Source organism: Sphingomonas sp. AC435 (assembly GCF_979253005.1).
This window is the reverse complement of record NZ_CEEDCJ010000001.1, coordinates 507,714-521,162: the sequence shown is the minus strand read 5'-3', so window position 1 is coordinate 521,162 and position 13,449 is coordinate 507,714. Positions and strand designations below refer to the sequence as shown.

The window sequence follows — 13,449 nt, the reverse complement described above, 5'->3', positions numbered from 1 at the left end:
CGTTGAGGTCGACTGCTCGACGGGATTGTTCAGGGCTGCCAAGTCCGCCTTGCGGATCGGTCATGACCGATCTTGTATGACTAATCGCCGCTAGGCTATGGCGCTGGCGACGATCAGGAGACGGATATGACCACCCCGGCCCCCCGTGTGCGCATCATCACCCGCGACCGAAGCGACCGGCTGGGAGAGGGCCCGACCTGGTCGGCGCGGGAGAATGCGCTGTATTGGGTCGACATCCTCGGCCAGCGGCTGAGCCGCCTCGATCTCGCCAGCGATGCGGTGACGAGTTGGGAGATGCCCGACACGATCGGCTGGGTCGTGGAGCGCGAGGATAGACCTGGCTTCGTCGCAGGTGTCGGCCGCCGCTTCGTCGCGCTGACGCTCGATCCGGTGACGGTGCAGCCGATCGCCGCGCCGGAGGACGATCGCGAAGGCAATCGCTTCAACGATGCCAAGGCGGATGCGCAGGGCCGCATCTGGGCCGGGTCGATGCCCTTCACCTGCGACCGGCCGAGCGGCAGCTTCTACCGCCTCGACACCGACGGCACTGCGACGCGCGTGGATGACGATTACACGATTGCCAACGGCCCCGCGATCGCGGCGGACGGGTCGTTCCTGCTCCACACCGACACCGCGCTCGGCACCATCTTCCGCTATCCGGTGAACGACGACGGCTCGCTGGGTCCCCGCACGCCGTTCATCGTGTTCGAGGACGCCTGGGGCAGCCCGGACGGCATGACCTTCGATGCCGAGGGTGGGCTGTGGGTCGGCTGCTGGGGCGGGTCCTGCGTCACGCGCTTCACGCCGGAGGGAAAACGCGACCGCAGCATCGCGCTGCCCGCGTCTCAGATTACCAGCTGCACCTTTGCCGGGCCGAACCTCGACCGGATGTTCGTCACGTCGTCGGGCGACGGTGTCGACGAAGCAGCGGGCGGCGCGCTGTTCGAGGTCGATCCGGGCGTCCGCGGCTTGCCGACGCTGCGGTATCGGGGGTGAACGGGCGCGCTCAGCGCGCGGCGTTGATCGCCGCCACGAACGCCTTGGCCGCCGCGCCGACCTTTGCCGCATCGTCGCCCACCTTGTAGAGCGCGGAACCCAGGCCGAAGCCGTTCGCCCCTGCGGCCAGCCACGGCGTCATCGTATCCGGCGCGACACCGCCGACGACCAGCATCGGCACATCCTTCGGCAAAACCGCGCGCTGCGCCTTCAACACGCCGGGGCTGGCCGCCTCCGCCGGGAACAGCTTCAGCGCGGTCGCGCCCGCTGCCAGCGCGGCGAATCCCTCGGATGGTGTGAAATAGCCGGGCAGCGAGGCCATGCCCTTTGCTGCCGTCGCGCGGATGACGTCGGGGTTGGTGTTGGGGGAGATGATCATCCGTCCCCCCGCATCCTGAACGCGGGCCACGTCCTCGACCGTCAGCACCGTGCCCGCGCCGATCATAGCCCGGTCGCCGTGCCGCTTCGCCAGCGCCGCGATGCTCGTGAACGGATCGGGCGAGTTCAGCGGCACCTCGATCAGCGTGAAGCCCGCCTCCACCAGCACGCCGCCGATCGCCTCGACCTCGTCGGGGCGCACACCGCGCAGGATCGCGACGAGCGGGCAGGCGGCAAAGGCGGGGGCGAAGTCCATCAGATCGGGTCCTGGCGAATACGGGCGTGAATACGTGTTATGCCGGCGACGAACGCGGCATGGCTGTCGATCAGATGGGCACGGCCCCCCGCGATGTCGATGGCGGTGGCGTAGAGCGCGCCGAGCACCGGATCGGCAAGCAAATAGACGTCGCGCGCATCGCCCCTGAGCCGCGCATGACAGTCGCTGCCGATCAGCAGGCCGCTGACGTAGCTGGCGGCGTCCTCGCGCGCGTGCAGCCCGAGGATGCCCGACGCGCGAACGCCGAACAGTGCGGCAGGCAGGTCGCGCGTGCGGGCATCCTCGACACCGGCGCGGAATGCGTCGCCGTCCGCCACGTCGCCCGCGGCCATGTCCGCGCCGATCAGGCTGTGCGCCTTCAACAGCGAGAACAACTCCCCCGTCATCGCGGTGGTGAAGTCGGCGATCGCGCCTGCCGCCATCCACGCCCATTTGCAATGCGTACCCGGCTGGCAGAGCAGCGCGTCGCCGGGTGCCAGTCCGGCGGCGACCGCGCCGAACAACTGCACCTCCTCGCCGCGCATCACGTCGCCGCGCCCATCGGCGCTGCGGCTGACGCCCGGCACGATGCGGATGCCGTCGCCGGCGACGACCGTCGCGGCGGCGACTGCATCCAGTGTGGCGGTGCAGGGGACATAGCCGGCGTCGACCCAGCCGCGGTTCGATCCCACCATCCCGGCGAGCAGCATCGGCGCGTCGCTATCGAAACGTCCGCGGATCGCGGCGGCGGCGTCGGGAAAGCCGCCCGCCGGCACCGCGAGAATACCGTCGCCGTCCCGCTCGGTCCGCAACACCGCGCCGTTCGCGTCGATGGCGTAGGCGCGGCGGTTGGTGGTACCCCAGTCGACGGCGATGAAGGAAATGTCGGTCATGCGCCCAGCCTCACCAGAAGGTCGCATAGAGGACGATCAGGATCAGCACGACGCCGATCGCGCCGACGTTGAACCCCGAACTGGTGGCGTAGCGCACGTCACCCGTATCGATCGTGTCGGCGGCCCGTCGCGTCGGGATGACGAGCGATGCGACCACGGCCAGCGCCAGCGCGGCGAGGAACACCACGCCCATCCGGTCCATGAACGGCAGCGTTGGCATCGCCACCTTCAACAGCCACGACAGCACCACGGAGGCGATCGCCGCCGCCAGCGCGCCAGCCTCGTTCGCACGCTTCCAGAACAGGCCGAGCAGGAAGATGACGGTGATGCCGGGTGTGAAGAAGCCGGTGAACTCCTGGATGAACTGGAACGCCTGATCCGACGCGCCGAGCAGCGGCCGTGCGGTCAGGATCGCGATCAGGATTGCCACCGCTGCGGCGATCCGGCCGACCAGCACCAGCTTGCGGTCGTCGGCGCCGGTACCGTCCTCCGCGGCGCTGCGCTGCCGCTTCATCTTCGCCCACACGTCGAGCGTGAAGATCGTGGCGATGGAATTGATCTTCGATGCGGTCGACGCGATGATCGCCGCGATGAGCGCCGCGAAGACGAGGCCGAGCAGGCCGGTCGGCAACAGCCGCATCATCGTCGGATAGGCTTCGTCCGGCTTGGCGAGGTTCGGCGCCAGTACAACCGCGGCGATCCCGGGCAGGACGATGATGATCGGCATGATGAGCTTGATGAACGACGCGAACAGCACGCCCTTCTGCGCCTCGTCCAGCGACTTGGCGGCAAGTGCGCGCTGGATGATGTACTGGTTGAACCCCCAGTAGCTGAGGTTCGCGATCCACATGCCACCGATCAGCACCGACAGGCCGGGCAGGTCCATGTAATGCGGATCGCCCTTTTCCAGGATCATGTGGAAATGGCCGGGCAGCTCGGTGGTCAGTCGACTGAAGCCTCCGATCACGCCCGCGTCGCCGCCGATCTCGCCCAGCGTCAGATAGGCGATGATGAGGCCACCCAGCACCAGCAACGTGACCTGCACGATGTCGGTCAGCGCCACCGCCTTCAGTCCGCCTTTCAACTGATAGAGCAACGCGAACGCCCCGAGCGCGAAGAGCGCGACGTCCTGATCGACGCCCGCCACCTTGGTGACCGCGATCGAGCCGAGCCATATGATGCTCGTCAGGTTCACGAACACGTACAGCAGCAGCCAGAACACCGCCATCAGCGTACGGATGTTGGGGCCGTACCGCCGCTCCAGGAACTGCGGCATCGTGTAGATTTCGTTCTTCAGGAAGATCGGCAGGAAGAACTTGCCGACGATCAGCAGCGTCAGCGCCGCCATCCATTCGTACGAAGCGATGGCCAGCCCGATGGCATAGCCGGAGCCGGACATGCCGACGATCTGTTCGGCGGAGATGTTGGCTGCGATCAGGGACGCGCCGATCGCCCACCACGGCAGATTCTTAGACGCGAGGAAATAATCGGTCGAGTTCTTCGGCCCGGCGCCGGCCTTGTCGCGCGATACCCACTGCGCCAGCGCGAAGATGCCGATCGCGTAGGCGATGACGACGATGATATCGAGCGTGGCCAACTGCATCTGCGATCCCCTCACCGCCGATCAGCGCCGGCTGTTACGGTCTTTTTATATGATCGTTCGGACTTGTCGAGGGCGGAAACCTTCGCCATGCTGCACGCAAACATCGGGGAGGATGACGTGACCGGCGACATGGTTGGCGGGGAGGGCGGATTGCAGGTTCGGGGCCAGCTCGGCCGCAACCTGACGTTCGGTCTGCTCGAGGTTCTGGGCCGATCGATCGTGGTCGGCGAATATCGCGGCCGCGCCTTTCCGACAGAGGCGGAGCTGGTGAAGCTGCACGGCGTCAGCCGTTCGGTCACGCGCGAGGCGGTGAAGATGCTCGGCGCGAAGGGCCTGCTAGGCGCGCGCCCGAAACAGGGCACGTTCGTGCAGCCGGACGAGCAGTGGAACCTGTTCGACACAGACGTGCTGCGCTGGCTCCTCGAACGCAAATCCTCGATCGTGCTGCTACGCCGCTTCAACGAGCTGCGCATCGGCGTCGAGCCGCAGGCGGCATGGCTCGCTGCGCATCGCGCGACGGCGGAGCAGCGCGCGGCGATCGCCGCGGGGCTGGACCGGATGCGCGATGCTGAAATGGGCGACGACGACACGCTGGACGCCGATATCGCCTTCCACGTCGCCATCCTGCGTGCGTCGAACAATCCATTCTTCGTACAATTTCGCGAAGTCGTCTCGACGGCCTTGCGCACGTCGATCCGTTTCACCAATCGCATCAGCGGGAGAAGCGCCAGCATCGCGGATCATGCCGCGGTCGCCGACGCGATCCAGGCCGGCGATGCCACCGCGGCGCGATCTGCGATGGCGAAGCTGATCGACGACGTCCTCCAGCTGATCGAGCGAGATACCGACCAGCGCGAATGACTGTAACAAGGAACGTGACTTCATGACTATCCGGCTCGGGATCGTCGGCGTCGGCAAGATCGCCCGCGACCAGCATCTGCCCGCTATCGCCGCCAACCCGCATTTCGATCTGGTCGCTGCCGCCAGCCGCCATGCCAGCGTCGACGGCATCGCCAGCTTCGCGACGATCGAGGATATGCTGGCGGGCGTTCCCGATCTCGACGCCGTGTCGATCTGCACGCCGCCGGGCGGACGCAGCGACATCGTCCGTGCCGCGATCGCCGCGGGCAAGCACGTGATGATCGAGAAGCCGCCGGGTGCCACCGTCTCCGAAGTCGTCGCGCTGGAGCGGCTGGCAGCGGATGCCGGCGTGACGCTGTTCGCGACATGGCATTCGCGGGAGGCGTCGGGCGTCGATGCTGCGCGCGACTGGCTCGCGAACAAGCAGGTGACGGCGGTCGCGATCTCGTGGCGCGAGGACATCCGCGTCTGGCATCCCGGTCAGGACTGGATCCTGGGGCCGGGCGGGTTCGGCGTGTTCGATCCCGGCATCAACGCCCTGTCGATCGTCACGAAAATTTTGCCGACCGAGCTGTCGGTAGAGAGCGGTGCCCTGCACGTGCCCGACGGCCGCGAGTCGCCGATCGCCGCGACCGTGCAGATGCGCTGCGGCAACGGCGCGCCGGGCCGCGTCGACCTCGACTTCCTCCAGACCGGCCCTCAGTCGTGGGATATCGTCGTGGAGACGACCGCTGGCACGCTGACGCTGCGCGACGGTGGCAAGACACTGTCGATCGACGGCGAGGGCGCGACCGAGGGTGGCGGTATCGACGAGGGTGAGTATCCGCGGCTCTACGCCCGCTTCGCCGAGCTGGTCCCCAGTGCCGGTCGCGACGTCGACCTGCGCCCGCTGCAACTGGTGGCGGACGCTTACCTCGTCGCTCACCGCGTCGTGGCCGACCCTTTCGAGTTCTGAGGTTCGCTCGATCCTCCCCCGAAAGGGGAGGTGGCGCGAAGCGCCGGAGGGGTGTCCACGCCGGCCGTCTCACCCCTCCGTCAGCCCTGCGGACCGCTACGTCCGCTTGCAGCGGAGGATTTTCCGCCCAAAACCTGCTTCGACCGGCGTCATTGCGCCGGGTGTCCTAGCCCTGTATGACAGCGGCCGTGTCCTGGAACCCGCCGATGCGCCCCGACCCCTATGATCCCTACGCGCTCAGCGGTTCACGACCCTGGCGGGACGGCGATACGCCGCCGCCCTATCCGACCGGCGGCCAGTGGACGCCGCCGCCCGAACCGCCGGAGCCGCCTCGGCGCGGCATTCGCTGGGGCAGCATCCGCTGGGGGCGCTGGATCGTGCGCGGCATGGCGGCGGCGCTGGTGCTGCTGGTCGTCGCGATCGGCTGGCTCGCGATCACCGCGCCGCTGTCGCAATCGCTGAAGCCGCCAACGCCGCCTTCGATCACGCTGACCGCAGAGGACGGCACCCCGATCGCGCGGCGCGGTGCAGTGATCGGCGCGCCGGTTGACGCCGCCAAGCTGCCCGGTCACGTCCGCGAGGCGTTTCTGGCGATCGAGGATCGGCGCTTCTATTCGCACTGGGGCATCGATCCGCGCGGCATCGCGCGCGCGGCGTGGGCGAACGTCGGCTCCGGCGGCGTGCGTCAGGGCGGCAGCACGATTACGCAGCAGCTGGCGAAGAACGCCTTCCTCGATTCCGACCGCACCGCCACGCGCAAGCTGCGCGAAGCGATGATCGCGTTCTGGCTGGAGGCTTGGCTGACCAAGGACGAGATCCTGTCGCGATACCTCTCGAACGTGTATTTCGGCGACAATGTCTACGGCATCACCGCCGCATCGAAGCATTATTTCGGCCGTACGCCGCAGGCGCTGAACATCGGTCAGGCGGCGATGCTCGCGGGCCTCGTCAAGGCGCCCTCGCGCCTTGCCCCGACCGTGAATCTGAAGGGCGCCCGCGCCCGAGAGATGGTCGTGGTCGGCGCGATGGAAGACGCGGGCTTTCTGACGCACGCGCAGGCGCAGGCGGTGCAGCCGCAGCGCGTGCTGCCGCGGCAGGCGGGGGCGCTGCCCAGCGGTACCTATTTCGCCGACTGGGTCCTCCCCGCCGCGCGCGACAGCGCGGGCGAGGTGCAGTCCGAGACGACCGTCAAGACGACGCTCGACCGCCGGATGCAGCGGATCGCCGAACGCTCCATTCGCTCTGCCGGCTTGCGTCAGGCACAGGCAGCGCTCGTCGCGATGCACCCGGACGGCCGTGTCGTCGCGCTGGTCGGTGGCCGCGATTACGGGAAAAGCCCCTTCAACCGCGCGACACAGGCCCGCCGCCAGCCGGGATCGACGTTCAAGCTGTTCGTATACCTCGCCGCGATCCGCGCCGGCATGACTACCTCGTCAACCGTCGACGACAGCCCGGTCGAGATCGCGGGATGGAAACCGAAAAACGACGACGGCCGCTATCTGGGCGAGATCAGCCTCGCGCGCGCTTTCGCCCGATCGTCCAACGTCGCCGCCGCGCGGCTGACGCAGGAGGTCGGCGTCAAGAACGTCATCAAGGCGGCGCGCGATCTCGGCATCTCCACCCCGATCGCGAACGAGGCGACGATCGGCCTTGGCACTTCGGAGGTGTCGCTGCTGGAACTGACCGCTGCCTATGCCGGCATCGCCAACGGACGCTATCCGGTGTCGCCGCGCGGCGTCGATACCAAGGACGACAAGAATTGGTACGAGCAACTGACCGGCGGCACACGTGAAATCCCGGCGCAGCAGCGTGAGCAGATGCTGTCGCTGCTCAATTCCTCGATCCGTGGCACCGGCAAGGAAGCCGTGCTGAGCATCAAGAGCTATGGCAAGACGGGGACGTCGCAGGACAGCCGCGACGCATGGTTCATCGGCTTCGCAGGCGATCTGGTCGTCGGCGTCTGGGTGGGCAATGACGACAACTCGCCCAATCCCGGCCTGCACGGCGGCACCGTACCGGCACGCATCTGGCGCAGCTTCATGCAGGACGCGCTGAACATCGCGCCGATCGTCGTGGAGACGCCTGACGAGGAAGTGACGATCGACGGCAACACGGTGGACGGTATCGGCGGTATGTTCGGCAACGAGATCGGCGACATCGTCCCACAGGCACTCGACCGCGCCACCGAGCAGCTCGACCAGATGGGGCTGGAGGTCCGCCGCGCACCCGACGGCTCGATCACCGTCGGCCCCCGTGGCGGCTCTCAAGGCGGCCCACGCGGAGATCGGCGTAATCGGGACCCCTCCGGTCGCGAAGACCGCCGCTCGCCGCCCGATGAAGAGGACGGTGGCGAGGATCAAGGCGGGTTCTAAGCAGATGCCATGCCGCTGAAATACTGGGCAAGCATCCGAAAGTCCGAGTTCCAGTCGCCACGATGACTTACTTGTAGCTCTTCGCCGTCTTGCCAAACCAGAATGGAAGAGCGTATCGTCAACCCTGGTTATTGAGGGTGAGAAGAATGGCGCTTTACCGGCATTATTTTGTCTGCGGCAGCTGCGCTCGTCACATGATAACCATCAGCGAGTCGGAACTTCCGGTTTCTGTCGGGCTAACGCACCAAGAAGCATTGGAAAACGGCGCAAAGCTCGTGACGAGCGATCCTGACAAGTTGGAATGCGGCGGCATCGGTCGGGTGTCATATTGCTCGGGCACGCAGTTGGCTCCCGGTAAAGCGGGCGACTGGCAAAAAGCCGAAAGCTACAAGACGTGTCATCCCAGCCATAAGGGCACCGAAGCCATACAGGTGCATTCACCGTCGGCCGCACCGGCCGAGTGGGTTTCTTTCGCCCTGCGTGTAGACGCGGCATGGAACGCCTTCGTCGCGAGCGGCTACTCGCCCAAGCTTCGCGGGGTGAATAACTTCCGGGAATACAAGGTTACGGCAAAGGTCAGCGAAATCCTCCGCTCCAGTCGCGGCGCGGTCATGATCCACGGGGCCCCGTACGTCGTCGCCGAAAGCAGCTCAGCAGGCGTTTCGCTGAAGCGGCCGATCCCGGCGGCCCACCAAGCCGGAAATATGCTATCGTTCATCTTCCACCTGTAACGCTTCGATCGCTTTCGCCGTCAAGGGGGAGCCGCCATCCGATGATCGTGTCTTGACGGCCCCCGACACGCCGGTCCAACCGGCTGCGCATGCGCTTCTTCTCCGACAATGCCGCCCCCGTTCACCCGCGCGTCATGGCCGCGATGGCCGATGTCGACGTGCTCGACACCGCTTATGACGGCGATCGCTGGTCGAGGTCGCTGGATGCGCGGCTGTCGGAACTGTTCGAAACCGAGGCGCGCGCGATCTGGGTGCCGACCGGCACCGCTGCCAACTGCCTCGCGCTCGCGGCGTTCTGCCCGCCCTATGGCGGCGTTATCTGCCACCGCGACGCGCACATCCAGAACGACGAGGGCGGCGCGCCCGAATTCTACACGCACGGTGCGAAGCTGATGCTGGCGGAGGGCGTCGGCGCGAAGCTGACGCCGGCCGACATCGCCGCCGTCGCGGATGCCGTGGCCAACGACGTCCACCGCGTCCAGCCGCATGCCGTCTCGATCACCAACGCCACCGAATACGGCCTCGTCTACCGCCCCGACGAAGTGGCCGCCATCGGCGACCTGTGCCGCGCGCGCGGCTGGCGCTTCCACATGGACGGCGCACGCTTCGCCAACGCCGTCGCCGGCGTCGGCTGCTCCCCCGCCGACGTGACGTGGCGGGCGGGCGTGGAGGCGCTGTCGTTCGGATTCGTCAAGAACGGCGCGATGAGCGCGGAGGCGCTGGTCTTCTTCGACGCCGCGCATCACGACGCGACATTGCGCCGTCGCAAGCGCGCCGGGCTGCTGCTGTCGAAGGGTCGCTACCTCGCCGCGCAAATCCTCGCGATGCTCGAACAGGACCTGTGGCTGGACAATGGCCGCGCCGCCAATGCCGGGGCCGCGCGCCTTGCCGCGGCGGCGGGCGACCGGCTGGTGCATCCGGTGCAGGCCAACGAAGTGTTCCTGCGCGCGACGCCCGACGAAGCGACCGCTCTCCGGGCCGCCGGGTTCGACTTCTACGACTGGGCACCGGGGGAGGTTCGCCTCGTCACCGCTTGGGACACGAACCCGGACCATATCGCCGCCCTCGCCACCGCGATCGCCGGCTTGTGAGCCTGTCGGGGGAGCGCCCCCGCTCGACCCGCGCCAGCGTCCTCGTCCCCTTCGCGATCGTCACGCTGATCTGGGGATCGACGTGGCTCGTCATCCGCGATCAGATCGCGGTCGTGCCCGCCAGCTGGTCGGTGACGTACCGCTTCATCGTCGCCGGGCTGGCGATGGCCGGCTGGGCCGCGTTCCGGCGGCAGAGCTTTCGCATCGGCGCGGGTGGGCTCGCCTTCGCCACGGTGCTGGGCGTCCTCCAGTTCGTGCTGAATTTCAACTTCGTCTACCGGGCGGAGCATTTCATCACCTCCGGTCTGGTCGCCGTGGTGTTCGCGCTGCTGCTGGTGCCGAACGCGTTGCTGTCGCGTGTCTTCCTCGGACAGCGCATGGGGCGACAGCTCGCGGCGGGGTCCGCAGTGGCGATGGCGGGCGTCTCGCTGCTGTTCCTGCATGAGGCACGCGCCGACCCGAACGGCACCGCGACGACGGTTGCCGGCATCGGCTGGACCCTGTGCGCGATCCTGTCGGCATCGGCGGCGAATGTGTTGCAGGCGACGCCGACGGCCAAGCGCTATCCGATGCTGCCGACGCTGGCGGCGGCGATGCTGATCGGCGCGGGGCTGGACGGGATCTTCGCGTGGATCACCACGGGACCGCCGGTGTTCGAGGTGCGCCCGGCCTATATCGCCGGCATCCTGTATCTCGGCATCTTCGCGTCGGCGCTGGCGTTTCCGCTCTATTACGGCGTGCTGCGGACGATCGGGCCGGCCAAGGCCGCCTATTCCAGCGTCATCGTCCCCGTCATCGCCATGCTGCTGTCGACCCTGTTCGAGGGCTATCGCTGGTCCCTGCTGGCGGGCGCTGGCGCGGCGCTGGCGGGCGTCGGGCTGGTCATTGCGCTGAGCGCGCGCAGGCCGAACCGGTAATCCGGATAGACGGGCCGCCAGCCGAGCACCCGCTTCGCCTTCGCATTCGCCACCCGCCGGTTCTCGGCGTGGAAACCGCGCGCCATGGGCGACAGGCTGTCGACCGGCACGAACGGCGGCGGCGCCAGGCCGAGCAGTTCGGCGGCGTACTCGACCACCGCATTCTGCGAACAGGGCAGGTCGTCGGACAGATTGTACGCCCCCGGCGGCGCATCGAAGGCGGCGATCACGCCGGCGACGATGTCGTCGACATGCACCCGGCTGAACACGCCGCCCGTGTCGACCCGGTGGGCCGAACCGTCCCGCACCTTGTCGAGCGGCGAGCGGCCCAGCCCATAGATGCCCGGCAAGCGAAATATGTGCGCGCCCCGCGCCAGCCACGCTCCATCCGCCGCCGCGCGCGCCTTGCGCCGCCCGCCGCCGGTCGGCGCGCTTTCGTCCACCCACGCGCCGCCGGTATCGCCGTAGACGCCGGTGGACGACAGATACCCAACCCACCGCGCCTGCACGTCATACGCTGCCAGCACGGGATCGTCCTCGCCCTCTGGTGGCACCGACGACAGGATATGCGTCGCCGCCGCCATCTCCGCCAGCACGGCATCCCGGTCGTCAAAGCGCAGCGTATCGCCGCGTCCGTCGCGGGTCGTGCCGGTCACGCGCCAGCCTGCGGTCCGCAACCGCGCCGCCAGCGCGTTCGCGGTGTACCCCATGCCGAAGATCAGCAGCCGGCTCATTTCGCTGCCATCGGCCCCTTGTAGAGCGTGCCGAAATAATCACCCTTGTTCCAAACCGGCCGCTGCGGCCCGTCGGCGATCTCGCGCGCGATGCGATAGTTGATGTCGACGAAGCGCACGCCCTGATCCCACAGGATAGGCTGCGTCAGGTCGTCGCCGGGCTTGTGATACCGATTGGCCATGAAGTCGTCGATCGCGGCCTTGCCCGGCCCCTTCGCCCCCGGCCAGAGGAACACCGCCGGAATACCCTGCTGCACGAAGCGGAAGTGATCGGACCGGACGAAGATGCCCTGCTCCGGCAGCGGATCGGGCGACAGCACGACGCCCGCTGACTCGACCGCACGGCGCACGATGGGTCCCAGCGTCGACCGCTCCGCGCCGTACACGACCATGTCCTCGAATGTGTACAGCAGCATCGGCATGTCGAGGTTCACATCGGCGACGATGTTCGCCTTCGGCAAGGTCGGATGGTTCGCGAAATAGTCGGAGCCGATCAGCCCCTTCTCCTCCGCCGTCACCGCCATGAACAGGATCGTGCGCTTGGGCGGCGTGCCGCTCGCCGTAAAGCGCTTGGCTTCCTCGATCAGGCTGGCGATTCCCACCGCGTCGTCCAACGCGCCGTTGTAGATCGTATCGCCGTTCACCGCGCGCCCAACGCCCAGATGGTCGAGATGCGACGACAGCACGACCACTTCCTTGCCGACTTTCGGGTCGCTGCCGGGGATCATGCCGATGACGTTGCTGCTCGCCGCGGGCGTCAGCGTCGTCTTCGTCGCGACCGTCAGCGTGCCGGTGGCCATCAGCGGCCGGAACTTCGGCGCGGTCTTGCCCATCTCCGCCGCGATCCCGGCCCAGGTCTTCCCGAACAGCTTCGCTGCGCCCTCGGGGCTCAACGTCGCCAGCATCGGCGTGCCGGCACTGTCGACGAAGCCGCTGCCGTCCGGCCGCGCCCACGTCATCCGCGCCCGGTCATACCCCTGCGCCAGCGACCGCACCGTGCCGTACCGCCCGCCGCCGATCTGGATCGCGCCGATCGCCCCGCGCGCCGCCGCGAACTTCTGCTTGGCCGCGGGGGAGCCCAGGAACGCGCGCTCCTCGCCGCCCAGCGACGCGGGCGCGCCCGCCACGAACGCGACGACCTTGCCGCGCACGTCGACGCCGCGATAATCGGTCTGCCCCAGCGTCGGCGCGTCGAGGCCGTAGCCGACGAACACCACCGGCGCGGACACGCTCGTCTCCGCTTTCGCCGGATTGGCGGCGGGGACGTAATCCTCCCCGAACACCAAGGTTTGCGGCTGGCCGCCGGCCGGCGTCCACACCGCGCTGCCCTGTCCGGCCGCCTTGTAGCTGACCAAAGGCACCTTTTGCAGGAATCCGCCCTCGTCGCCGCCCGGCTTCAGCCCGGCGGCATAGAATTGCGCCGCCACATACTCGGCAGCGATGTCGTATTCCGGGCTGCCCGCCTCGCGACCGCGCATCGCGTCGCTCGCCAGGAACATGACGTGCGCCTTCATCGCCGCCTGATCCGCGGGCAGCGGCGCGGTAATCCGCGCATTCGCCTCCTTCGCAGACAGCGTGGCGGGGGCCGGTGCGGGCGTCTCCTGCGCGATGGCCGCGGCGGAAACGGTCAGCGCGGCAAGCGCGGCGATCCTGTGGTGCATC

General features: G+C 68.0%; 12 protein-coding genes. 7 read left to right on the top strand and 5 right to left on the bottom strand.

From position 1 onward, the window contains the following. Positions 1-126 precede the first annotated feature (126 nt). The gene (locus AC0CH8_RS02390) at positions 127-996 is read left to right on the top strand and encodes an SMP-30/gluconolactonase/LRE family protein (RefSeq protein WP_465238526.1); all 870 of its coding nucleotides are present in this window, start codon (positions 127-129) and stop codon (positions 994-996) included. 10 nt (positions 997-1,006) lie between these two features. On the opposite strand, the gene AC0CH8_RS02385 is transcribed toward AC0CH8_RS02390, so the two are convergent. From AC0CH8_RS02385 to AC0CH8_RS02375, 3 genes are read right to left on the bottom strand one after another with little or no spacing between them, the layout of a single operon-like run. Next, positions 1,007-1,630 carry a 2-dehydro-3-deoxy-6-phosphogalactonate aldolase gene (locus tag AC0CH8_RS02385; protein ID WP_465238525.1) on the bottom strand — a complete coding sequence of 208 codons (624 nt, stop codon included), beginning with the start codon at positions 1,628-1,630 and terminating at the stop codon, positions 1,007-1,009. Continuing rightward, a complete protein-coding gene (locus AC0CH8_RS02380) occupies positions 1,630-2,523 on the bottom strand; it encodes a 2-dehydro-3-deoxygalactonokinase (RefSeq protein ID WP_204199138.1) in 894 nt (297 codons plus the stop codon). Before AC0CH8_RS02380 ends, AC0CH8_RS02385 begins: the two co-directional genes overlap by 1 nt. Before the next feature lie 10 nt (positions 2,524-2,533). Continuing rightward, positions 2,534-4,126, bottom strand: coding sequence for a sodium:solute symporter family transporter (locus AC0CH8_RS02375; RefSeq protein ID WP_204199139.1), 1,593 nt, complete (start codon positions 4,124-4,126; stop codon positions 2,534-2,536). A 129-nt stretch (positions 4,127-4,255) separates the two neighbouring features. On the opposite strand from AC0CH8_RS02375, the gene AC0CH8_RS02370 reads away from it, so the two are divergent. The 6 genes from AC0CH8_RS02370 (at position 4,256) to AC0CH8_RS02345 (ending at position 11,053) form a co-directional block, all read left to right on the top strand. Further along, entirely contained in the window at positions 4,256-4,987 is a 732-nt protein-coding gene (locus tag AC0CH8_RS02370; RefSeq protein WP_465238724.1) for a FadR/GntR family transcriptional regulator, read from the top strand. 22 nt (positions 4,988-5,009) lie between these two features. Then, positions 5,010-5,942 (top strand): Gfo/Idh/MocA family protein, encoded by a 933-nt coding sequence (locus AC0CH8_RS02365; protein WP_465238524.1) that lies wholly within the window; start codon positions 5,010-5,012, stop codon positions 5,940-5,942. A 206-nt stretch (positions 5,943-6,148) separates the two neighbouring features. Beyond that, positions 6,149-8,314, top strand: coding sequence for a transglycosylase domain-containing protein (locus AC0CH8_RS02360; RefSeq protein WP_465238523.1), 2,166 nt, complete (start codon positions 6,149-6,151; stop codon positions 8,312-8,314). A gap of 146 nt (positions 8,315-8,460) precedes the next feature. Then, complete coding sequence (locus AC0CH8_RS02355; RefSeq protein WP_465238522.1) at positions 8,461-9,045, top strand: hypothetical protein; 585 nt, start codon at positions 8,461-8,463, stop codon at positions 9,043-9,045. Positions 9,046-9,134: 89 nt separating this feature from the next. After that, on the top strand, positions 9,135-10,136 hold the full coding sequence (locus AC0CH8_RS02350) for a threonine aldolase family protein (RefSeq protein ID WP_465238521.1): 1,002 nt from the start codon (positions 9,135-9,137) through the stop codon (positions 10,134-10,136). Next, positions 10,133-11,053, top strand: a complete 921-nt coding sequence (locus AC0CH8_RS02345; RefSeq protein WP_465238520.1) for a DMT family transporter — start codon at positions 10,133-10,135, stop codon at positions 11,051-11,053. The genes AC0CH8_RS02350 and AC0CH8_RS02345 overlap by 4 nt, the downstream gene beginning before the upstream one ends. On the opposite strand, the gene AC0CH8_RS02340 is transcribed toward AC0CH8_RS02345, so the two are convergent. Together AC0CH8_RS02340 and AC0CH8_RS02335 are read right to left on the bottom strand one after the other, a co-directional pair. After that, positions 10,963-11,787: a Rossmann-fold NAD(P)-binding domain-containing protein gene (locus tag AC0CH8_RS02340; protein WP_465238519.1), complete on the bottom strand. Its 825-nt coding sequence runs from the start codon at positions 11,785-11,787 to the stop codon at positions 10,963-10,965. The genes AC0CH8_RS02345 and AC0CH8_RS02340 overlap by 91 nt on opposite strands. Beyond that, positions 11,784-13,448 carry a M28 family peptidase gene (locus tag AC0CH8_RS02335; protein ID WP_465238518.1) on the bottom strand — a complete coding sequence of 555 codons (1,665 nt, stop codon included), beginning with the start codon at positions 13,446-13,448 and terminating at the stop codon, positions 11,784-11,786. Before AC0CH8_RS02335 ends, AC0CH8_RS02340 begins: the two co-directional genes overlap by 4 nt. Between the last annotated feature and the right edge of the window lies 1 nt (position 13,449).

What these genes read in the sequence shown, in the direction of transcription:
- AC0CH8_RS02390 (WP_465238526.1), top strand. Translation starts at nt 127, where the DNA reads ATGACCACCCCGGCCCCCCGTGTGCGCATCATCACCCGCGACCGAAGC.
- AC0CH8_RS02385 (WP_465238525.1), bottom strand. Translation starts at nt 1,630, where the DNA reads ATGGACTTCGCCCCCGCCTTTGCCGCCTGCCCGCTCGTCGCGATCCTG.
- AC0CH8_RS02380 (WP_204199138.1), bottom strand. Translation starts at nt 2,523, where the DNA reads ATGACCGACATTTCCTTCATCGCCGTCGACTGGGGTACCACCAACCGC.
- AC0CH8_RS02375 (WP_204199139.1), bottom strand. Translation starts at nt 4,126, where the DNA reads ATGCAGTTGGCCACGCTCGATATCATCGTCGTCATCGCCTACGCGATC.
- AC0CH8_RS02370 (WP_465238724.1), top strand. Translation starts at nt 4,256, where the DNA reads ATGGTTGGCGGGGAGGGCGGATTGCAGGTTCGGGGCCAGCTCGGCCGC.
- AC0CH8_RS02365 (WP_465238524.1), top strand. Translation starts at nt 5,010, where the DNA reads ATGACTATCCGGCTCGGGATCGTCGGCGTCGGCAAGATCGCCCGCGAC.
- AC0CH8_RS02360 (WP_465238523.1), top strand. Translation starts at nt 6,149, where the DNA reads ATGCGCCCCGACCCCTATGATCCCTACGCGCTCAGCGGTTCACGACCC.
- AC0CH8_RS02355 (WP_465238522.1), top strand. Translation starts at nt 8,461, where the DNA reads ATGGCGCTTTACCGGCATTATTTTGTCTGCGGCAGCTGCGCTCGTCAC.
- AC0CH8_RS02350 (WP_465238521.1), top strand. Translation starts at nt 9,135, where the DNA reads ATGCGCTTCTTCTCCGACAATGCCGCCCCCGTTCACCCGCGCGTCATG.
- AC0CH8_RS02340 (WP_465238519.1), bottom strand. Translation starts at nt 11,787, where the DNA reads ATGAGCCGGCTGCTGATCTTCGGCATGGGGTACACCGCGAACGCGCTG.
- AC0CH8_RS02335 (WP_465238518.1), bottom strand. Translation starts at nt 13,448, where the DNA reads ATGCACCACAGGATCGCCGCGCTTGCCGCGCTGACCGTTTCCGCCGCG.